The 23,279-nt window shown below is 72.4% G+C and carries 3 protein-coding genes; all 3 read left to right on the forward strand.

All coding sequences use genetic code 11. The features are described from left to right. Window positions 1-99 precede the first annotated feature (99 nt). Genes VIW71_RS08450 through VIW71_RS08460 form a run of 3 tightly spaced genes read left to right on the forward strand, consistent with a single transcriptional unit; the run spans window position 100 to window position 23,095 of the window. Complete coding sequence (locus tag VIW71_RS08450) at window positions 100-549, forward strand: YbaB/EbfC family nucleoid-associated protein (RefSeq protein WP_331621436.1); 450 nt, start codon at window positions 100-102, stop codon at window positions 547-549. Continuing rightward, entirely contained in the window at window positions 542-922 is a 381-nt protein-coding gene (locus VIW71_RS08455) for a hypothetical protein (RefSeq protein ID WP_331621417.1), read from the forward strand. The genes VIW71_RS08450 and VIW71_RS08455 overlap by 8 nt, the downstream gene beginning before the upstream one ends. Window positions 923-925: 3 nt before the next feature. Then, entirely contained in the window at window positions 926-23,095 is a 22,170-nt protein-coding gene (locus tag VIW71_RS08460) for a lonely Cys domain-containing protein (protein ID WP_331621418.1), read from the forward strand. The last annotated feature ends 184 nt before the right edge of the window (window positions 23,096-23,279 follow it).

Raw genomic sequence — 23,279 nt, forward strand, 5'->3', positions numbered from 1 at the left:
CACAGCCGCGGAACAGGAACGCGCGGTCCGTATCAGGACGAGCAGGAAGCAGCGCGCGTCGGGACGAGGGAACGAGCAGGAAGGAGCAGCCACGTGTCGATGGAAGGCATGGCGGAACGGCTGGCCAAGGCCAGATCTGATCTGGAGGCGACCCGGGAGGCGGTCGCACGCGCGGAGCAGGAGTTGAAGGCCGCCTCCGTGACCGTGGCCTCGCGTGACCGCTCGGTGGAGGTCACCGTGGGTCCGCAGGGGGAGCTGACCCAGCTGAAGTTCCTGGACGGCAAGTACCGCACGATGGGCGCCGCGCAGTTGGCCGCCACCGTGCTCGACGCCGCCAACCAGGGCCGGGCGCAGATGGCGTACCGGGTCATGGCCGCGTTCGAGCCGCTGGCCACCCGCGACACAGCCGATGCGCCGTCGCGGCAGACGCACATGGACTGGGAGAAGATCTTCGGCCCGCTGCTGTCCGCAGCGGCCTATGGAAACGGCCGGGGAGCGGCGAGCGACCGGCTGCGCGACGAGATACACGAGGACCCGGAGCATGGTTAGCGGCGGCACGTTCGAAGGCGACCCCACCCGGCTGGTGGGCGTGGTGCACCACCTGCAGAGCATCAGCGACGAAGCGCTGCGTCTCGTGCGGCAGTTCGAAACAGCCGCACCGCGGTACGACGCCTACCCCGGAGAGGGCGACGAGTACGCCGAGCAGCTCCGGCCCATCTGGAAGAAGAACAAGCGGGATGTGACGGATACCGGCACGTACCTTGCGAAGGCCGTTGAGGCAGTGGTCGCGGCGCAGGTCGCCACGCTCAAGAAGCTGACCCGGCCCCAGGAGTTCGCGCTGGACAACATCGACGAGCTGGACTCGCACTTCGACGAGCTGGGCGGCTCCAACGGCCCCGGATCCGACGGCGACAGGCGCTGACCCGTGCGCGACGAGATCGAATTCACCGAGGAAGAGGCGAATCTCTTCTTCCTGCTGCTTGGCGACAAGCCGCCGAGCGCTCTGTACAACATGGCGTACGAAAGCCGGTTGTTGTTCGAAGAGTTCGGTGAAGGCGTTCTCAGACTGCGCGAGTGGATCGACGACTCGCTGGCCGAGGTGCGCGGTGCCCTGCCGCCGGAAGTGATCGAGCTGTACGTCTTCGCCATGTCGACGCTGACCGGTGTCGTCGGCGGGATGGACTACCTGCGGCAATTCGCCGACCAGCTCTTGGCGATGGTCCAGGGGCAGATCGAACAGTTCATGCAGATCATGCAGGCCAAGATCGAAATGATCTACGAGATCGCCGTGCTGCTGCTGGAACTGGCCTTCATCGCGGCCACGGAATGGATCTTCGGTGGTCTGGGCCTCGGCGCGGCGGCGGCAGCCAAGGCCAGGACCGCCTTCGCCCTGCTGGTGATCCTGGACCGGCTGCTGAGCCGCACCCACCTGCTGCCCGGCATCACCGCGGCGCTCCAGGAAGGGCTGATCAACTTCGCGGCCCAGCTCACCATGATCGGGGTCAACGAGGGCGACCGCCGACCTGGCGGGATCAACTGGAAGGACGTGGGGGAGAGCTCGCTGTACGGCTTCTTCACCGGCTTTTTCATCTCCGGGCTCGGGGGCTTCGACGATTTCTTCAAGCACTTCTTCAAGGACAGCATCGACAACAAGTTCCTCAAGAATTTCTTCCACGAGCTGTGGAACTCGGGTATCGAGGGCTTCGGAGAGGGGCTGGGCGAGTTCGTCACCACCGGCCTGCTGGACGGTAACTGGGAGTGGAACTGGGACACGGTGCTCGGCGGGGTCGTGAGCAACCTCTTCACCTCGCCGTTCTTCAAGGGGGCCCAGGACTTCGGCAAGTGGGGGCACAACCTCGACTTCCACAACGAAATGCCGCCGCCCGGGAGCCAGTTCGGCCTCGGCGGAACGCACGGCCCGGGCAACGGCCCGGACATCGACTGGGGCCAGAACCCCGACTACTCCAACCTGGATTCCGGCCCCCTGCCCACCCCCCATTACGGACCCGGGACCACACCGACCGGCTCGGACCGTCCGCCGTCCACGTTCGTCAGCGGCGATCAGGGCCTCGATTTCACCGACCCCACGCCCGTCCCCACTCCCGATCTGCGCCTCACCGCCGGTCCCGGCCCCGGCCTCGACCCGGGCCTCGACCTCACTTCCGATCCCGACCTCACTTCGGATCCCGGTTTCGACGTCGGCCCCGGCGTGGACGTCGGCCCCGGCCTGGACACCGTCGGCACAGGGTTCGGCACCGGCACCGGATTCGGCACGGGGACGAACGTCACGGGCGACGGGAACAGCGGCCTTGTCACGACCGACCCGTACGGGCGGCAGGACGACGGCACCACCCTGTTCGCCGAGACCGGGCCGGAGGACAACTCCGGCTACGACGCCGGCGACCCCGGTCACGACTCCGGCTACGAATCGGGCTCCGAATACGGTCTCGGCAACGTTCCGGTCCCCCCGCTGGGCAACCAGTCCCCGCTGGACCTCCCGAACACCCCTCGCGCGCCCCGCGGGCCGCTGGGCCCGGACGGCTACGACCCATACGCCGGCGACGACACCTCCTTGCTGGACACGGGTACGGACACGCCGCTCACCGAACTCCAGGACCTGAGTTCCTACGGCGGAACCGACGACGGCTCGCTGACCGATCCGCTGCTGCCCACCTCCGGTCCGCTGTCCCTGCCGAACCCCGGCCCGCTGTCCCTGCCAGACGTCACCCCACCGCTGTCGCCGCCGGTCTCCGACCTGGCGTCCGGTCCGTCCGCCACCACGCAGACCGGGCCGTCCGAGATCGGACCCCGCGAATCCGGACAGCGCGAGATCGGACCCCGCGAATCCGAACACCGTGGAACTGATCAACGCGAAACCGGACACCGCGAGACCCGGCTGCCCGACCTGGGCACGGGCGACCCCACTGTTCTGACGACGAGCCCGCCCACGACGACGGACACCGACTGGAACAGTGTGCGGGACCGCGCGACCCCGATCCGGGTGGAGGCGGCCCCCGCCCCGGCGCCGTCCACGGCCGACGCGACCAGGACGCCGCCGCCGACCGAGATCCCGTTCGACCTACGGGAGTTCGAGTTCGAGGGGACGTCGTTCGCCGACGTGACCGTGGACCTGGAGTTCACCAACGCCCACACGGTGCCGGAAACGGACCTGGACGCGATCTGGGAGCGCATCGAGACGGGTGTGCGGCAGGAGGTCAACGGCCCGGGACACGTCCTGCCCGACTCCGGTGACCGGCTGCATGTGACCGTGCAGCCGGCGCCCCCCGGCAGCGAGCCGCACCTGCGGGTGGAACTGGTCGGCCCCGACTCCGGCCGGCAGATGTCGCCGTTCGTGTGGCGAACCGACGCCACGCCCCAGGAGTTCGCGCGGCAGATCAGTGACGTTCTCGGTCTGTGGGACGATCCGGACCGGCGGGTCACCGATCCGTCCGTGCCGGTGACCACGACCGGTGTGTCGGACGTACGGACCGTCTCCGAGCCGAAGCAGCCGCCGGTTTCCTCGCCGGACACCCCGGACCAGCCGACCGCCCGGACGGGACCGCCCCGGTCCGGCCACGCCCAGCACGTGGACCGGCCCGACCGCGTCGTCACCCAGTCGGGCGACCCGGCCGACACCTCCGCCGACCCGGCTGCCCCGGACGCATCGCCTCCCCTGCTGCTGGAGTCGGGCGGCCCGCTGCCGCCTGCTCCCGCGACGGACCCGGGCCCGCCCACCGAAGCGGCTTTCTCGCGCTCGGACACGGAACAGGCCGCGGCACCACCGGACCCGCTCACGGCCCCCGCCGTGCGAACGGTGCAGGAGGCGGACGGGCCATCGGAGCCGACGCACGGCGCCCTGGACCCGGCGGACGAGGCCCCGCTGTTCCCGCCCAGCCGGGCGCCGGGCGCCGGGCGGCCCACCGGCCCGTACACGAGCGCGGACGAACTGCTGGAGGACCTGCGCGACTCCGCGGTCGCGGCACCGGGGACCGGCCCGGCGCCGGTGCCCGGCACCGAACTGTTGGGGCCGGACCTGTTCGGCACGCGCCGACCGGCGCCGCCGCCGCGGTTCCTGGCGGGGCACGACTACTCGTCGTTGTCCGGTGAGCAGATCGTGACCTTCTTCGATCGGCTCGACATGGTCCGGCCGACCCCGTCGCCCGACGAGATGCCACCCGCGGCGCTGCCGCCGACCGAGGGCTGGTCGCTGGTCACCGAGCGGTCGGGGGATGAACGGACGGCTTGGGCGCCGGGGGCGACGGTGCCGCTGCCGCCGCTGCCCGCCAGGGCGGACATGCCGAACGTCATCCACTCGATCTGGCTCGGCGGCCCGCTGCGGGACACCGGGAAGACGGCCGCGTTCCGCGACAACGTGGCGTGGATGTCCGAGCGGTACGACGGGATGGCACGGGCGGCCGTGTGGACCGACGTTCCGCGGGCCCTGTTCGAACAGGCGAAGGCGGCGCCCGCGGCTTCGGACAGCCCGGAACTGGTCGAGGTGCGGGACATGCTCGCCTGGGCGCGGAACCACAAGGTGGCCGTCCTCAACGTCGACGAGGTGTTCAACGCCGAGTCGCCCATGAGCCTGCACGACTTCTACCGGGCCGAGACCGCCAAACAGGTGGGGCCGGGCTACGCGGCGGCCAGTGACATCCTCCGGCTGGAGATCCTTGACCGGTTCGGCGGCATCTACGTCGACGGCGACAACCTGCTGCACGACCCGAGCCACGCGGCGGCGGCCGTCACCTCCCCGCACGGGTACGCCATCGACCACGACGGGAACACGCTCGGGAACTCCGCGCTGGTCATGCCCAAGGGACATCCCTTCGCCGGCCTCTACCTGGAACAGATCAAGCAGCTCTACACCGTTCCCCAGGACGAGCTGATGTCCGACCTCTCGGATGTCCCTCCCGAGGCCTTCACCACGGGCGAGGGCCGTATCCGCCGGAACTCCGTGATGATGCGTACGGGGCCCGGCGTGATCAACACGCTGGCGTGGAATCTGGGCATCGCCTCCGAGGACCTGCCCCGTTTCGGAGGGATCCAGGTCGACAGCGCGCTGAGCTGGATCGACCCGCCGGACCGCCCGGCGGAGGAGACCGCCGTGCCGGGACGCGCCGAGACGCTGCGGACGGCGCAGCTGGTCGTGCAGACGCTGGTGCGCGACCTCTACAACCGTCAGGGCGATCTGCATCTCACCCAGGTCGAGCCGGTGGTGAGCAGGCATCCGCAACGGGACCTGCTCTGGGAGGCGGTGCTGCGGTTCCTCGCGGACCGGCCGGAGCTCGCGTCGAGGGTTGTGGCGGTGACGGACCGGCGCGAGGAGCCGGAGGGCGAAGTGCGGGTGGAACTTCCTCCCGCGGCCCGGGAGCTGTTGCACATCGACACCGCGACGGCCGACGAGGAGCAGGCGCACTGGCTGGGCGAGTACCTGACCCCGGCCACGCTGCGCCCCGCGCCCACGACCGCGCCGGATGCCGGTGAATCGTCCGCTGCCGTGTCCGTGCAGGAACCGCCGGTGGTCGGGGGGGAGCGCACGCCGGAGTTCGTGGCGCCGTCGGCGGACCCCGTTCCGAAGGACATGTGGGAGCACCGTCGTGCCGGGGCGGTTCCGGCCCGGCTGCGGACGGAGATCTTCGACCCGAGTTCCGCTCCGGACCGGGGTGGCGACCTTCCGCACCTGCTGGCGGGGGAGGCGACGTATGTCCGGGCCCAGGTCCGGCGGGTGCAGGCGGAGGACGGCCGTTGGGTGCGGGACCTGACCGTGGTCCTGCCGGTGAGGCTCGGTGCGGGGATGGACGCCGGTGCGCTGGTCGGCCTCCGGCAGCGGATGACCAGGTTGCTGGACGAGCACGTCAACACGGGCTTCGTGCTGCCTGTCTCCGGTGACCAGGTGCATGTCGGTGCCGAACTGGTGGTGGCCCCGGAACACCTGGAAGCGGTCGAGCTGACGATGACGCCGCAGCCGGGGGAATCGGACCAGAGGCACTTCCACCTCCGGGCCGAGGACGACGGGCAGGAGGATGCCGTGAACAACGGCATGCTGCTGCACGAGATCCTGCACTACACCGGGGTGACCGACCGGGGGTACGACCCGACGGCGCTGTTCCGCAACCACCCGCGGAAGGCGTTCGACTCCGGGGTGATGGCGGACGTATCGGCTCCGCTCGGGACGTCGCTGCCGCTGGATTACCTGGCCCAGATCGAGACGGCCACCAGCTCCGGGCCGGTCGTACGCGACCACCCGTTGGGCGCACCGCCCGCACCGCCCGCACGGACGCAGACCGAGGCGGCGGCGTACCTCGCGGACGGGACCCACCTCACCGACGGGACCCCCGAGTTCCCGCCCAGCCGGGCACCGGGCGGCACGGTTGCCGACCCCGGGGCGGACGGGCGTCATGATCCGCTGCTGGTGGGGCTGTTCGGTCCGGGTGTGCTGGGTGACGGGGCGCGGTTGGCGGGGCTGCGTGAGGTGGCGGAGCGGCTGTCAGCGCTCTGGCTGGATGATCCGGCGCTGCGGGGCGGTCCGCTGGACGCGGATGTGCTGGCTCGTCGGGTGCTGCACCTGGACGCGGGTGCCGACGGGTCCGTCGAGCAGCGGGCGGAGCTGTTCGACGTCACGTTGCGCGCGATGCGCCGGGGACGGGCCGACGGCCTCGCGGAGGTGGCGGCGTTCCGTCTCGGTGGAGCCGCGTTCGCCGGTAGTGGGCGTATTTCCGGCCCGCATGGGCGGTCCGGTGGGCGTAACTGGTCGACGGTGCCGGTCCGGAGTGTGGTCACGGACAGTGTGGGGGTGTACGCCCCGGACAGCCGTGGTGGGTTGACTTACCGGGCGAGTGGTTGGGCGCCCTGGCATGTCCCTGGTGGTCCGGCTCCGTTCGTGGTGGTGGCCGAGGGTGGCTTCGACCATGTGTGGGTGCCGGGGCCGGGTGGTGCGCGGGTTCGGTTGTCGGTGGCGGAGTTCGTGGAGTTGCTGGCGCAGGACCCGGAACTCGCGGGAGTGGACCCGGGCGCTCCGGTGGTGCTGGTGGTGCCGGGTGCGGGTGGGCAGGGTCTGGATCTGCCGCGTGCGTTGGCGGACCGGTTGGGCCGTACGGTGTGGTCGGCCAGCGGTGAGGCCCGGCTGCGGTACAGCCCCGCGCGGGACGAGGACGCGATCGGGCTGATCGACCGTGACCCCGCAGTGCCGGTGGGCCGGTGGATCCCGAGTGTTCCGGGTCTGGCCCCGGCCGGGAACGGGCTCGTGACGGCGCTGGACGGGACGGTGTTCCACGACAGCGACGTGCACACCCGCACCATCGTCAACGACGGCCGGACGACCGGCCGCACCCTGATAGCCGACGACAACGACGGCAGGAGTCACGAGGAGAACACCCGTCAACTGCCCTGGATGACGCGGATCTTCTCCTTCCTGCCGGACGTCGACGGTTCGCGCAGGAGTCCGGTGGGCGGGGTGTGGGACCTGGACCCCGGCGTCCTGTCCGCGGTGCGGTACCACGTCATGATGCACGGCCGCCCGGGCGCTTCCTCGGTGCCGCTGAGGAGTGGTGGGACCAGGCGGGTATCCGGCCCGGAGATCGGTGGCTATCTCAGGCGCCGCCCGAGCGTGGCCGCGCTTCCCGACGACGCCGTCATCGACATGGTGAGTTGTTGGAGTGCGACGGCGGCGGACGCCCCCGGGACCTCCTCCCCTGGTTCCTTCGATCCTTTTGTGAGTGATCCGCTGGGCACGGTGGCCGTGGGGCAGCATGTGGCCAACGAGACCAGGAAGCGGGTTCTCGCGTACACCCGGCCACATGTGGTCCAGCTCGGATCACCCCTTACCGGCGGAGATCGGCGGGGGGTCCTGGCCGCGCCTGACGGCCGGCCGGGTGCGGTGGTGCTGTTCGTGCCGGAGCCGACGGCGGCGGAGCTGGACGGGCTGGCGCGGGTCGCGGGTCTGCACGGCGGGCCGGGTCCGGCCTCCGAGGAGGTCCTCGGGAGTACGTTGCGGTTGGTGCGTGCGCTGCGTCCGACGTTCGGTACGGATGTCGAGGCCGACCGGGACGTGCCGGGCGGCACGTATCAGGACCTGCTGCGGGGGATCGGCGCGCTGGAGCTGATGCGGGCCAACGACCCCGCTCTTCACCGGCTCACGCCGTTCACTCTGGGCCTGCTCCAGCACGCCGCCCGGGGCCAGACCGGCGGCCCCGGTACGGTGCCGGACGCCGCGGCCTACCGGGCGCTGCTTGCGCGGGCCCGGGACGCTGTCGCGGCGGACCCGCGGACCGCCTTGAGCGTGTTCACGCCGCTGCCCGCGTTGGGCAGAGCCGCCGACGAGCTGAGAACAACCGCCGACGTCCCGGCTCTGGCGCGTGAGGTGCTCGGGCTCGCCCCCGCCGCCCCGGTGGGCCCGGAGGAGCATGTCCGGCTGTACTGGGCCATGGTCCGGGCTTTCGAGGCGTTGGCCACCGCTGACCTCGCGGCGCTGGCGGTCAGGGTGCTCCACCTCGACGGCTCCACCCGGGTGGGCGGGAAGCTGCGCAAGGCGTTGTTCCTGCGGGTGGCCAGGGCGGCTGCCCTGGGCCGTGATCTGTCCGACCCTGCCGCGCTGGCCGCCGTCGACCTCGAAATGCGGGGGGCGCTGCACCCGCGGACGCTCATGGTGGACTCCCGGGGGCGGGTACAGGGCCGGACCTGGACCGGTCGGCGGGTCGTCGCCGGAGTGGACGCGGCGTGGGTGGCCGAGATGGTCCCCGGTCCCGGTGGCCGGGCGGCGTTCCAGCGGTACGTCGAGCCACCGTGGGCGGGCCCTGGCAAGCCTGCCGCGTGGGTGCTGGAGGCCGCTACCGCAGGCGGCAGGGTGACCATCGTCTGGCCCGACGGTTCGCAGACCGCGGTTCCCGACGACGAGATCATCCACCTGCTGGCACACGACCCGAACCTCAGCAGGCAACGACCGCACGTGCCCATCGCTCTGGTCGTGCCGCGTGCCGCCGCCGGGCCCCTGCCAGGTGCGATCTCCGGTGGCCTGGGCAGGCACGTGTGGTCCCACCCGGCTCCCCTCGACATGTCGCAGCTCGGCGGGCGGCACGGCGCGCACAACATCGTCGTGTACAGCGGGATGGGCCGGCCCGAAGCGGACCAGTGGTCGAAGAACTCCGCTCCGTGGGCGCAACAGCCCGGACCGCTCGACACCGCTCCCCAACCGCCGGCCGCCGAACGGGAACTGACGCTCGGCGACGACGACCCGGGGCAGCCGTCCAGCCTGCCGCCGGGCGGCATGGCCGGTGGGGACGGGCCGGACGCGGTGAGGGTGGACGGCGACCCCGTACGGGGCGCGATGAGTGTGGACGGTGACTTCGGGCCGGACGCGATGATGGTGGACGGCGACCCCGCCGCGGACGGGCGCCCCGATCCGTTGCCGGAGCGGTCGGCCGGTGCTGGTGCCGGTGTCGGCCCGGAGAACCCCGAGGAGCCGGCATACGACTCCGGGAGGCCGTTCAGACGGCCGGCTCCGGCGCCGCCGCGGATCGTCGCGTCGGTCGTCACCGCGGTGAACGCGCAGGCCTCCACGGGACCGGCCGCGCAGGTGTCCGCGGGGGAAGCGCTCGCCGACGCCCTCAGGCGTGCCGACGACCGGCGCAGGGCGCTGCTGGAGGAACTGCTCGGGCCCGAGACGACGCGGGACGCGGATTCCGACACACATCTGCGAGCGGTCGGCGCGTTGGAGGCGGTGGACGCGGCGAGCGGCGGAGCGACGCGGCAGCCGTTGTCACGTTCGGAGGTGGACTCCCTGGCGGTGCGACTGCTGCGTCTGCCCCAGGGCGCGGCCGTCGGAGCCGAGCAGTACCGTGCGCTGCTGACCCTGGTGGCCGACGGCCTGGCAGCCGGGCGTGCGGGGAGCCTGGTCGCGCTGGAGGCGCTCCACCTGGAGTCGACGGGCGTCTTCGCCGCGGGATGGACGTTCCGGGACAGCGCCGGGCGGGTGCACCGGCAGTGGACCGACGAGTGGCTGGACGGTCTGGACGTGGACACTGTCTCGGTGTTGAGGACCGGGGCGGACGACGGCATGGAGATGGTGCCCGGTACCAAGAGCGCGGCGCCGTGGCCGTCCGACGTGTACGTGGTCCGTGCCTACGGGCGCACCGCGGGCACGGACCGGGTCCTGGTCGGTGACCACGAGGTCAGCGGCGAGGTGTTCGCGGAGCTGCTGCGGTACGACCCGTTGCGCCCGCCGGCCGCGGACGTGGTGCTGGCGGCCGACGTCGGGCGCGGGGTCATGCTGGTGCCGCGGCAGGTGGCGACGGCGCTGGACGTGCCGGTGTGGGCCACCACCGGGCCGGTCCAGGTGAACATGGGGGCGACCGATCCGCACCTGGCGCGGTACGACGAGAGGCCGGGCGAGCTGCCCAGAGGCCGGTGGGTGGTGAGCCCGCCGGGGCTGGTGGCTCCGTCCGACACGGGTGCCGGGCCGACCGGGCAGTACCTGCTCGACGCGGCGGGCAACGAGGTCTGGGTGGACGACCGGGACCTGGTCACGCACACGATCGTCGATCCCCGAGGTCGGCCGACAGGGCGCACCAGCCACTCCGACGGCGACTGGGCCGGCGGAAGAGAGACCCTGTATTCGTATCTGCTGTCCCTGACCCAGTACCAGCAGCTCGACCGCGCCACGCTCGCCCAGGTGGGGACCGAGCGGGCGCTCTGGGCGGATCTCCCCGCCGGCACACGCGCGTATGTGTTCGCCGGACACGGCAACCGCTCCGGTCTGGTCTCGTGGCGGGCGAGGCGCGGTGACAGGGTCGAGACGATGTACGGGAGGGGCGAGGCGGCGGGCGCGTACCTGAAACGGCGTCCGAGTCTGTCCCGGCTGGACTCGCCGGGCGGGGACCGTGCGGTCGTCATCATGCACCGGTGCGAGCTGGGGGGCCTGATCGAGGAGACGACCGATCCGCTGGACACGCCGGAGCCGGCGCAGATGACCGCGAACGCGAGCGGGCGCACCGTCCTGGCGGCCACCGGCCAGGTGGGCCTCCGCGTCCAGGGCAGGGCGATCGAGGAATTCGTCACCACCACAGCCGAGGGCGAGCCCGGCGTGTGGCGGGTGTTCCGGCCGGAGCCGTCGGGGCAGGCGCTGGTGGACCTGGCGGACACGATGGGTCTGCCGGGGGAGCCGGACGCGGGCGTGGTGCGTCTGGTGCGGGCGTTGCGGCGGGTGTCCGGTCCTTCGGCGGAGGAGGACGCGGCGCTGGTGGCGGGGGTCGGTGCGTTGGAGCGGCTGCGGAGGGCCGATCCGGTGTTCAACGGTACGGGGCCGTTCACGATGGCGTTCTTCGACCACGCCGCCCGACAGTTCCCCGACGTGGCCGCCGGGGAGCACAACCCGCCGTCGGCCGCCGACCAGTACCGTGCGCTGCTGGAGCAGGCCCTGGTGTGGGACGGGACCACGCCCGGTGTCCCCCTGACCGACTGTGTCCCCATGCCATCGGTCCAGGCGACCGCCCTGGGGTGGCCGGACGATGCCATGGTGGACACGGTCCTGGAGCGGCCGGCCTCCAAGGAGCCGGCAACCGTGGGCGACCACGCCCATGCCTTCTGGTCGCTGGTCCGCGCCCACCATGCGATCGAGGCCGTGCCGGACAAGGACGCGCTGGTCCGCAAGGTCTTGCACCTGGACCCCTCCAGTGAGGTGTCCCCTGATCACCTGCTCACCACCCGGAAACGGGTGGCGCAGGCGATCGCCGCGGGGTACAGCGATTCCCGGCCCGCTGCCTGGGCCGCCTTCGATCTGCAGTTCCGAGGCGCACTGCGCCGCGACAAGGCGATGCGCGACGAGCACGGGACGAAGGTGGGCCGCAACCTGGCCCGGGGGCGGACCGCCGCTCTGGACGTGCACGCGTACGAGACCGTCGACCGCAACCAGGAGGGCGGGTCCCAGCCTCACGTCCACGCCCCGTCGTGGCTGGCGAACAGGGTGTATGTGCTGGCAGCCGAGGTTTCCGGGGACGAGGTCCTGGTCGACCTGGAAGACGGTTCGTACATCGGTGTTCCGTTCGACGAGATCGGCGAGCTCCTGCTCATGGACTTCGCCAGCGGTGAGTTCAACCATCTGGCACTGGCCATCCCCAGGGCGGCCACCGACCACCCGGATTTCGTCTCGGCGATCGCGGACCGGACCGGTCGGTGGGTGTTCGGCCCGCGCCTGGGCATGGACCTGTCCGAGCCCGACGGACGCGGTCTGAAACGCCTCCTTCTGCTGAACGATCCCGGCGAACCGGGGGTACCCGCCGACCCGTGGCATCGGACCGTCCCTCGCGGGGTGCCCGTGGGCGGGCCCGTGGGGCCCGCTTCACCTCCCGTACGGTCCGACGCCCCCGTACGGTCCGAACACGACGGCGATGCCGCGATCACCGACTCGGCCCCGGACGGCGAACCCGGTCCGTCGGCGGACCGGGACCAGTTCGTGGAGGCGGGGCCGGACCGTCACGATGTCCTGCTGGACTCGGCCGGTGATGCCGGGGCGGACGCGATGAGCGTCGACAGCGGTCCCGGGTCGGACGGGCGGCACGATCCGCTGCTGGTGGGGCTGTTCGGTCCTGGTGTGCTGGGCGACGGGGCGCGGTTGGCGGAGCTGCGTGAGGTGGCGGAGCGGCTGGAGGCGCTGTGGCTGGATGATCCGGTACTGCGGGGCGGTCCGCTGGATGTGGATGTGCTGGCTCGTCGGGTGCTGCACCTGGACGCGGGTGCCGACGTGTCCGTCGAGCAGCGGGCGGAGCTGTTCGACGTCACGTGGCGGGCGATGCACAGTGAGCTGGCCAACGGCCTTGCGGAGGTGGCGGCGTTCCGTCTCGGCGGAGTCGCGTTCGCCGACGGCGGGCGGATTCCCGGCTCGGGCGGGCGGTCCGGTGGGCGTAACTGGTCGACGGTGCCGGTCCGGAGTGTGGTCACGGACAGCGTGCGGGTGTACGGGCCGGACGGCCGCGGCCGGTTGACGCGGATGGCGCAGGACGCGGCGGGCTGGCACGTTCCCGGTGGTCCGGCTCCGTTCGTGGTGGTGGCCGAGGGTGGCTTCGACCATGTGTGGGTGCCGGGGCCGGGTGGTGCGCGGGTTCGGTTGTCGGTGGCGGAGTTCGTGGAGTTGCTGGCGCAGGATCCGGGGTTGGCGGCGCTGGACCCGGATGTTCCGGTGGTGCTGGTGGTGCCGGGTGCGGGTGGGCAGGGTCTGGATCTGCCGCGTGCGTTGGCGGACCGGTTGGGCCGTACGGTGTGGTCGGCCAGCGGTGAGGCCCGGCTGCGGTACAGCCCCACGCGGGACGAGGACGCGATCGGGCTGATCGACCGTGACCCCGCAGTGCCGGTGGGCCGGTGGATCCCGAGCGTTCCGGGTCTGGCCCCGGCCGGGAACGGGCTCGTGACGGCGCTGGACGGGACGGTGTTCCACGACAGCGACGTGCACACCCGCACCATCGTCAACGACGGCGGGACGACCGGCCGGTCCATCATGGCCGACAGTGACGGTGGCAGGCTGACCGAACAGGTCGGCGCACGACTGCCTCGGATGACGACGATCTGGCACTTCGTGCCGAGCTCAGATGCGTCTGGGCTCGCACACCCCCACCGGGAGCGGGATCTGGACCCCGACATCTTGTCCGCGGTGCGGTACCACGCCGTGTTGCACGGCCTCCCGGGTGCGTCCGTCATGCCATTGCGCGGTGGCGGTCCGGCCAAGGCGGTGTCCGGTTCGGAGTTCGGGCGTTACCTCAAGCGCCGTCCGAGTGTGGCCGCGCTCCCGGACGACGCCGTCATCGACATGGCGAGCTGCTGGAGTGCCGCGGCAGCGGACTCTCCCCTGGCCCAACACCATGAAGGCGCCCCCGATCCGTTCGTGAGCGATCCGCTGGTCACGGTGGCCGTGGGCCAGCACGTGGCCAACGAGACCAGGAAGCGGGTTCTCGCGTACACCCGGATGCACGCGTTCTGGCAGGACGGATCTCGTCCCGGCGCATACCGGCGCGGCGTGTACGGCACACCTGACGGGCGGCCGGGTGTGGTGGTGCTGTTCGTGCCGGAGCCGACGGCGATGGAGCTGGACGGTCTGGCGGTCATCGCGGGTCTGCATGCCGGGGTCGGCCCGGCGTCGGAGGAGGTCCGGGGGCGGACGTTGCGGCTGGTGCGTGCGCTGCGTCTGACGTTCGGTACGGACGTGGAGGCCGACCGGGATGTTCCGGGCGGTACGTACCAGGAACTGCTGCGGGGGATCGGCGCGCTGGAGATCATGCGCGCGAACGATCCGCTCCTTGCCCCGATGACGCCGTTCACTCTCGGTCTGCTCAGGCATGCCGCCCAGGGCCCGAGCCAGGGCCGGCGGGTCGGCGGCCCGGGTCCGGCGCCCGACACCACGGCATATCGGACACTGCTGGCACGGGCCCGGGACGCTCTCGCGGCGGGACCTGCCCTGAGCGCGTTCACGCCACTGCCCCACATGGTCGCGGTCGCCCGGGTACTGGCAAGCGACCCGGCTCCGGCGGGGTCGGCGGAGCGTGCCCGGCGGTACTGGGCCATGGTCCGGGCGCAAGAGGTGCTGTCCGCCTCCCCCAGCGTCTCGGCGCTGGCGGCCGAGGTTCTCCACCTGGACGGTTCCACCCCGGTGGACGCAGAGACCAAGATCCGGTTGCTGAGGACGGTGGCTGCGGCTGCTGCTGCGGGCTGTGATGTGTCCGACGTCTCCGCGCTGGCCGCCTTCGACCTCGAGCTGAGGGGAGCGCTGGATCCGCGGACCCTGATCGTCGGCCCCGGAGGAGTGCCGCAGGGCCGGACCTGGAGCGGTCGGCAGATCTCCGGCGTGGACACAGGGCAGGTGATCGAGGCGGTCCCCGTGCCCGGTGGCGGTGCGGCGTTCCAGGGACGCGTCGTGCCACAGTGGGCGCGGCAGGCCCCGGCCGCGCGCTGGGTGCTGCACGCCTCTGCCGTCAACGGCGTGCTGAACATCGTCTGGCCCGACGGCTCGGCGACGCCGGTCACCAACGACGAGGTCCTGCGCCTGCTGGACCGCGACCAGGCGCTGATGACGCACGCGCCGCGCGTGCCCGTGGTTCTGGCCGTGCCGCACGCCGCGTCCGGGGCACTGAAAGATGCGCTCTCCACCCGCCAGGGCAGGCGCGTATGGTCCCATGCCGGTGGCCTCGACCTGACGCCGGACGGCCTCGGCAATTCGCACAGCATTGTCGTGATCAGCGGGCCGAACCATCCGCCCGCGGACGTGTGGTGGATGAGTTCACCCCGGCTGTCCCAGATGGGACAGCTTGCCGCCGCCCCACAACCTCCGGCGCCCGTCAGGGCACTGCTGCTCGGCCCGGGAGGTCCGGAGGGGGATCCGGGCCGACCGTCGAGCCGGGTGCCGGGCGGGAGCGTCGCAACCGATACGGACGGTGCCCCGGATGTCGCTGAGTCCGGCGGCGGTGAGCGGGAGATCCGGGAGATCGAAGAAGCGCACGAGGTGCCGGGGCCCGTCGGCGCGGACGCGGAGCGGGACGGCGTAGCCCTTTCCTCCGTACCACCGCTTTCCTCCGTACCACCGCAGGCGACGACCTCCCTCGGCCGTACGGCGGCGGGTGGCAGCGGCTCGGGCGGGCTCGCGGGCCTGGCTGCCCTGGACAGCATCCGGCCGTACGGTGACGCGCCCGGTGAACTGCGGCGGCCCAGCGCCGAGGAGCAGCAGCGGTTGGAGCGCCGGTTTCCGCGTGCGGAGGACGGTTCCTTCCAGCGCTTTCCCGATCCGCGCGGTCGTACGTATCGGCTCGCGTGGCCCGTGCAGGCGTTCAACCGGGCGAACATACGTAACTCGGTGGCCACCGACATGGGTGCCGCGGACTGGGTGCAGCGGGTCAACGGCCGGTGGCGGCAGGACACCGCACGCCTGGCCAACTGCGTGGACGTGGCGCGGAGCGTGCTGCTGTCCTGGCACGGGCGGCCCACGGTGGCCGCACCCACCGTGCGGACCCCGACCATGCCCGCGAGGGTGGAGGAGAACGGGCCGTCCCGGACGGCCGAGTGGCTGAACGCCGGCTGGCGGGTCCACCACCGAGCCGACGACGTACGGTCGCTGTCCGATCAGGCGTGGAGCTCGGTGGCCCAGCGGCTCAAGAGCCACGGCCACGGGTCGTCCGCGATCGTGGTGTTCATGCTGCCCGGGGACGAGCAGCTGCAGAACGCCAGCGTGCACGCCGTCAACGCGGTCAACCACCACGGCAAGATCTACTGGATCGACGCCCAGCGGGGCCGCTTGAGCCGACGGCCGCTCTACCAAGGCGTGCAGTTCATGTCGATCGAACTGGACCCCGGCTTCCGGCCGATCGACCGGGTGCCACTGCTGCGTGAGCTCTCACGGCAGCCCCTGGCGGTGGCACCGGCCTACGCCTCGCCGGCGGATCTCGCCCGGTCGGCCTCGGCGCAGGCGTCCGCAGAGGAGGCGGCGATCGCGTTCCGGACGGCCGGGAGCAGCGGTGGCCCGGTGTCGACGGCCGCCGTCGAGGACCGGGCCGCCGTCGAGGACCGGGACCGGGCCGCGCGCGACACGGCGATCGTCGAGAACTGGCTGTCCGTGTCGGCCTTGTCCATGGCCCGGCGTTCGGCCGCACTGCGGGTGGTGGACGCCGCGGTGCGGACGTGGCGGGAAGACGGCCGGAACCGCCCGGGGCAGCACCGCCTCAACCGACGGCAGCTCGGGGCCATCCTGAGCGCGATCGAGGACTGGAAGACGGTGAAGGGCGGCCAGAGCAGCCGGATGGCCGCGGTCGACCGGCTCAGGGCCCATGTCAGCGCGGTGCTGGACGGTATGGAGCGGCCCGTTCCGCGGCGGACCGCCCCCGGGTCCCGTGCGACGCACCAGGTGACGACGGGGGAACGGGCTCCGGACGGGGTTCTTCCGGGTGACGCGCTGCCCGCCGCCGACGACGTCGCGCGTCGGCAGTCGGCGAAACCTCACGACGTCGCGGCCGGCGCCGGGACCACCGTCGGCGGTGTGCCCGACGAGCGGGTCCGCGTGTTGCCGGAAGCGGATGACCTGCCGCGGATCATCGGGGAGTACGACCCGCAGTCGTCCCTCCTGACCGTCGACGGTCAGGCCCGGGACGCGGCGGCCACGGCACGGTGGATCCGCCGCAACACGACGTGGCTGCCCGGGGACCCGGTGGTGGTGGATGCCCCGGGGACGGGAGAGCCCGGGCCCGCGGGCGCTCCGTCCTTCGGGGCGCAGGTGGCCGTCCATCTGAACGGTCCGGTCTGCACGCCGGTCGCCGCGGAAGCCGGAGGCGGATGGACGGTCCACACTCCGCGGCCTTCGGACGGCGCGGTGAGAATGTCGGCGGCCGGTGCCGGGCCTGACGACGCGGTCGGTCTTCGGACGGTGGGGAGCGGTGCGGAGTCGGACGACGACGCGGCGAGCTTCTATTCGGTGGACACCGGTCACGAGCCGGAGACCGGTCCTGAGGAGCAGGCGACCGAGACCGTACCGGCACCTGCACCGGAGCCGGCGCCCCCGTGGTACCTGAGCCGTGACGCGCTGGGTGACGCCTCGGTGCCGCGGGTCGCACCGTGGCCGGAGGAACGCGCGGAGCTGTGGGCGCACCAGGTGGCCGCCGGTGTGGCGCGGGACGGTGACAGCGCGGCGCTGGGACGCGGGATCCGGGACGCCGTGCGGGACCTGCTCGGGACGTCGGACGCACGTCAGTGGGAGAAGTGGCTGCGCCGCGGCCTGCCCGTGGTGGTGGACGGGAGCCTGGTGTGGCTGCGGCCGGTGCTGCGCCAGGTGCGGGTGACCGATCAGCCGCCGGACGGGGTCCGCGAGTACGCGGTCGGGTTCGCCGGTCTGTCCACCGGCGGCACGGCCGAACGCGAGGTGTCCCTGGGGCTGGACGCCGCCCTGCTGACGATTCTCCGGATGGGCTCGGCCGCCTTGTCCGCGCTGATTCCGGGCGTCCCCGTGCTGGCCGCGGGGGTGTCAGGTACCCGTGGCGGCGGATGGGGCCGGAACGTGGTGGCCGGACGGAAGCTGTTCGTGGCGAGCACGACGCGTTTCGTGGCGGGCGTGCACGTGCGGGTGTTCGTGGACGGCCGGGAGCGGCTGCACCGGGCGACCGTGCCCGACCGGCTGGACGTGGATCTGCCGGCCATGTTCGCGAAGCCGGACGAGCCGCAGGTCGGTGCGCCGGACGCGCCCACCGGGGCGACGCGGACCGGGCTGCGGCCGTCGCGGGCCCGGGAGGTGCTCAACGCGGTGGATCTGATCCCGGTGGTCGCCGGGCTTCAGGCGCAGCTGCGGGACTCGGGGCTGCCCGCTGACGCGGTGCGGGACGCGATGGACGGTGTGCTGGAACTGCTGAACGAGCAGTCGGCGCGCAACCGCAGCCGTTCGTGGTTCAGCGACGGTGTGGTGACGAGGAAACTGCGGCTCCGGGTGGGCCCGATGAAGTGGTTCGAGGGTCATGTCGCACTCTCGTCGGCGGTCGACAGCGCGCAGTATCTGGCCGACGCGCCGGGCGCGGGGATCCGTGACGACATGGGCGTGGGCACCACGTTCCAGTGGGCCAGGGCGGGGGCGAGCGACGCCGCCGTCGGGTTCGGTTTCAACGCCGCGGGCGTCAGCGCCGCGGACGCGGCAGGGGCGGGCGAGGACTCCCGGCAGGGACCGCGGGTGACCGGTGTCCTGCCGGTGTTCACCTTCAGCGCCGAGTTCGGCCGTTCGGCCGGTCACGGGCTGAGCGAGCAGGTGCTGGGCCACACGGTGCTCAACTTCCGTGGTGACCAGGCCAGGTACCGCGCCGGGCTGCGGGTGACCGCGGAGGTACGGTCGACCACGCACGACATCCCGGTGGTCTCGCTGGTGGTCGACTCGGAGATCGGGGTGCCCCGCCGGGAGGCGGCCGAGTTCGAGCGGCGGCTGCTCGGTTCGGTGCGGACTCCGGCGCTGTTGGCCGAGGGCGCGGCGACGCCGGGTCCGGTCGCCGCCGGTCCGCACGTACGGGCTCTGCTGCGCGCCGCGGAACTGCCGTTGCCCGCCTCGGCGTACCGCCGTCCGCGCCGTCTGGACCTCCCGCTGCCCGCTCCTCATCCGCGGGAGCCGCTGCCGCTGGCGACCCGGCGGGGACAGGGGTTCGGTATGGGGCTGCTGCTGCCGGGGGCGGAGCTGGTCCACGAGCAGCTGCGGTGGGCGCTGGACCGGCAGCACAGGGCGGCGACCGGCGGCGCGACGACGGACTGGGCGCAGGCGGACCGGGACCTGGCGGCGTGGTTCGGCCGTCCGGCGCTGGAGGGCGATCTGCCGCTGCTCATGGCCGGGTTCGATCACACGATCCGGCTGGGCGGACGCTCCTACCAGGTGGCGGTACAGGGGTTCCTGCGGGAGCGGCTGGGCGGTGACAGCTACCGTCTGACGGTCAACGCGCGCGCACTGGAGGCCGCTGCCGTGTCGGGGCACCGGGGTACCGAGTGGGGGGTGAAGGTGGCTGCCGGCGCTGCGGCGCGGCTCGGTATCCGGGACTGGCTGCGGTTCGATCTCGGCGCCTTCCGCGCGCACGGCGGCTTCCGCAGCGGCGTGGAGAACGGGTTCACCTCGGGCGCGAAGTCCTACCGGCGCACGGAGACCACCGGCGACGTGGACGAGCACGTCTACGACGTCGTCTACGAACTGCGCGTGCGCGCTTCGAAGGGCGGCCTTGACGAGCGGTGGTGGATCGACCGGAGGGGAGAGGTGGTCGCGCGGGTCGCGGTTCCGCACGAACACGTCCCCGCCGTGCCGCCGACGCCGGCGGAGCTGGCCGCCGCGGGGACGGTGAGCCGCCTCACGGCGTGGCCGCAGGGCCCGCACGTCGATTTCGAGAATGGCGGGACCTCCGGTGTGTTCGCGTCGTTCCTCGTCATGCCGGAGCTGCCCCGCCTCGCCGCCACGATGTACGCGGCGGCGAACGGGCTCCCGCCGAGCTGGGTGGAGGACCTGCTGAACTGGCCCGACGAGATCAAGGCCATGGCGACACCGGGCTCGCTCGCGGCGCATCCGGGGCGGATGACCACACGCCTGGGGCACGATGTCGCCCTGCCGACCGGTCCGGACGGCCGCAGGCAGGCGATCCGGCTGCGGTTGCGCGCCTACGCCCCACGCCACATCGGCAACGGCGACGGCACCGAGTTGGAGCACTACGCGCAGGGTTCGGCGCATGCCGCGCACGGCACCGAGACGCGGTGGGAGGCCGGGCCCGAAGGCGGGTTCGGCCCGATGTTCCGCTTCGGAACGGACGCCGCCGGCTCCGACGGCCAGGCGCACGGCGAGGACGCCCCGCACGGTGAGGACGCCGCTCACACCGAGGAGGCCGTCCACAGTGCGGACGGCGCCCACGAACAGCACGGTGAGACCGAGCAGCACGACCGGCCGGGCGGCCGGGTGCAGGTCACCCTCAAGGGCGGCGCGAAGTGGGGGAGCAAGCACGGAGAGGAGCTGGAAGAGGGCAGCATCGACATCAGCCGCGCCACCTACGGCGGCACCACGCACACGTACCGGACCGATCCGGTCTTCGAGCTGACGCTGGTCCGCTGGAAGGGCGACGACCTCACCGAGGTGACCGCCTTTCTGCGGGTGACCGACGCGATGGATCTGCTGGTGCCCGAACGCCGGCTGCCCGACCTGGGGTTGACCGCCCCGGGCGGGCAGCTTGTACGGCCCCGTGTGCCGCAGCGTCATGTCCTGCCGGTGTTGCTTCCCACCGTCGGGTATCCGGAGCTGCTGCACGGCGACGGTGTGCTGAGCCGTATCACCCAGCGACTGCGGGAACGCGGGGTGCTGCGGCCCGAGAGCGACACGGGCAACGCGCGGCCGAACCTCGTGCAGCGCGAGCTGGACAGGTCGTTCTCCTCCGAAGCGCTGCGCAACCAGTTCCCGGTGCTCACCGGGAGCGGGGTCATGCGGTGGCTGCCCGTGCCGCAGGCGTTCGGCGGGACGCGGTACCTGTGGGTACGGGTGACCGCCCGAATCGGCGCCGCGGACACGCACCTGCCGCGACCCGACGTGAAGCTGACCCTTCGCGGGCAGGGGGTGCGGGAGGAGTCGCACGGCGAGGAGAGTTCCGTCGAGTACGAGGGCGGGTTCATCGTGCGTGGCCGCGTGGGAGCCGGCCTCGGACATGGCGGGCTGGAGGCCGGCGCGGGCTACGGCGGCAGCAGCGGCGAAGGCCGGGAGACGAGCGACAAGCTCCTGGAGATCTACCGGGCCAATCCCCGCGAGGGTTCGGAGGAGTTCCTGTACCCGCTGGCCTTCCGGATCGACATCGGTCTGAGCACCCAGCTGCCCGAAATGCTGTACGTCCCGGTCCGCGGTGTGCGTCAGCTCGTCCTGGGGCTGGGAGAACTCACCGGGCACGGCCGCGACGCGGCCGACTGGTGGTACGCGCACCGGCCCATGATCTGGCAGCACACCGAGGGCGAGGGGAACGACGACACGGCGCCGGTCGGAGGCCAGGTGCGGCTGCTGGTGCCCAGCCACCTGGCCACGGAGACGATTCCGGTCGCCGACCCTGCGCCTGTCCTCGGCACTGACGCGGTCTGGCAGCGGGAGCTGCCGCCGCCACCGACCGCGGAGCAGGCCAGGGGCCTCGCCGCACTCGCGGAGAACCTCCATCCGTGGGCCGTCCCGGCCTCCGGCGCAGTCAACCGCTGGGCGGCGCCGGCCGCGGCGCCCTTCACCCCGCCGGCCGATCTGGGCGGTCCCGAGGCCTGGCGGGTGCCCGGCCTGGACTTCACCACCGTGCCCGGTCTGCGGTACGCGCACTACAGCGGGCGGGGCATGCTCCGTCCCAACATCGCGAAACTCCTGAAGGGCACCTACCAGGTTCCGGTCGGCCGCGCGAGGACCACGGTGAAAGTCGAGATCACCGCTGCCCGCCCGATCGGGCCGCTGGACGGCGCGCCGTTCCGGGGACGGCACTACACCCAGCAGGACGAGGAGAGCGAGAACAAGACCACGTCGTCCCGCGGCTACTCCCTCGCGTTCGGCCCGGAAGGGGGCGGCGAGAGCGAACACGGGGCGGACCAGTCGTATCTCGCGCTTCTGCCCGGCGAGTACGGGGTGGAGGACGTCGAGGAGCTCAACGCCGAGATGGGCGAGACCGACGAACGCAACAAGGAGGCCACCCGCCGCTACCGCCACTACGAGTTCGACGTCGACCTGGTCCTCACCGGCAGACGCGGCACCGTACGCCTCCACGCCGCCAACGGCCTCTACGGCATGCTCCCCCTCCAGCAGGACCCCGCGACCGGGTCGTACCACCTCGCCGACGACCTGGAGCACACCCTGCCCGAGCTGTTCGGTCCCGTCCCGGGCGGTGACCGCGGCGCCGCCCGGGTCGAGCCCGCGGACAGCGCCTCCGCTCCCGGCCCGTCCTCCGCCTCGGTCCCTGACTGGGTGGCGGAGGCACTGATGGGTGCCTCCGCCGAAGCGACCCCGACCGGCCCGCCGGACGCGGGCCCCGCTCCGGCTCCGGCTCCGGAAACCGGTACGACGGACCGCGCGCCCGACCGTGACCTGGCACGTGAGTCGGGGCGGGTGCCCGTGCGACACGCGCCGGTGCGGCGGCCTGCCGCCTCGACCGTGCCGCCTGCCACCGTGCCGCGCGAGGAAGCGCCGCGCGCGGACGGGCCATCCGTCGGCGGGCTGGTCTTCGCCGCGCTCACCCCCGGGACCGCCTCGGGCGACCAGCCCAGGTTGGCGCTTCTTGAGGAGCTGCTCGGGCCCGGGGTGACGGACGACCCGAACGTCGCTCGGTATGTGCGGGCGGTCGAAGCGCTGGAGGGGGTGTATCCGGCGGCCGGCCGTACCGGGCCGGGGCCGTTGTCGCGCCAGGAACTGGACGCTCTGGTGGTACGGGTGCGGCATCCGGGCCAGGACGACGACCTCGGCGCCGAGCAGTACCGGGCTCTGCTGAATCTGGTGGTCGACGCGATGACGGCCGGCCGTGCCGGGAGTCTGACCGCGCTGGAGGCGTTCTACCTGCAGTCGACGGGAGTGTTCTCCAGGAAGTGGACGTTCCGGAACCCCGCTGGGCGGGGTGCACCGGCAGCGGACCGGTGAGCCGCGCCGACGAGATCGTGGCCGGTGACGTGCGCGCACAGGCTGCCCCGGCCCGCGGTCCGCGCCCGACGCGGAAAGTGAACCGGATCGGCGTGCCATCCGTAGAGAGAGCACAGGGCGAGCCGCGGCTCTCCCTGACATCCGGCCTCCGACGCAGCGCGCCCGACAGATCGCGACAGATGAG

Source organism: Streptomyces sp., assembly GCF_036524955.1.
In the GTDB taxonomy this organism is placed as follows: Bacteria; Actinomycetota; Actinomycetes; order Streptomycetales; family Streptomycetaceae; genus Actinacidiphila.

Coding starts and splice junctions, on each gene's coding strand:
- VIW71_RS08450 (WP_331621436.1), top strand. CDS start 100: ATGGAAGGCATGGCGGAACGGCTGGCCAAGGCCAGATCTGATCTGGAG.
- VIW71_RS08455 (WP_331621417.1), top strand. CDS start 542: ATGGTTAGCGGCGGCACGTTCGAAGGCGACCCCACCCGGCTGGTGGGC.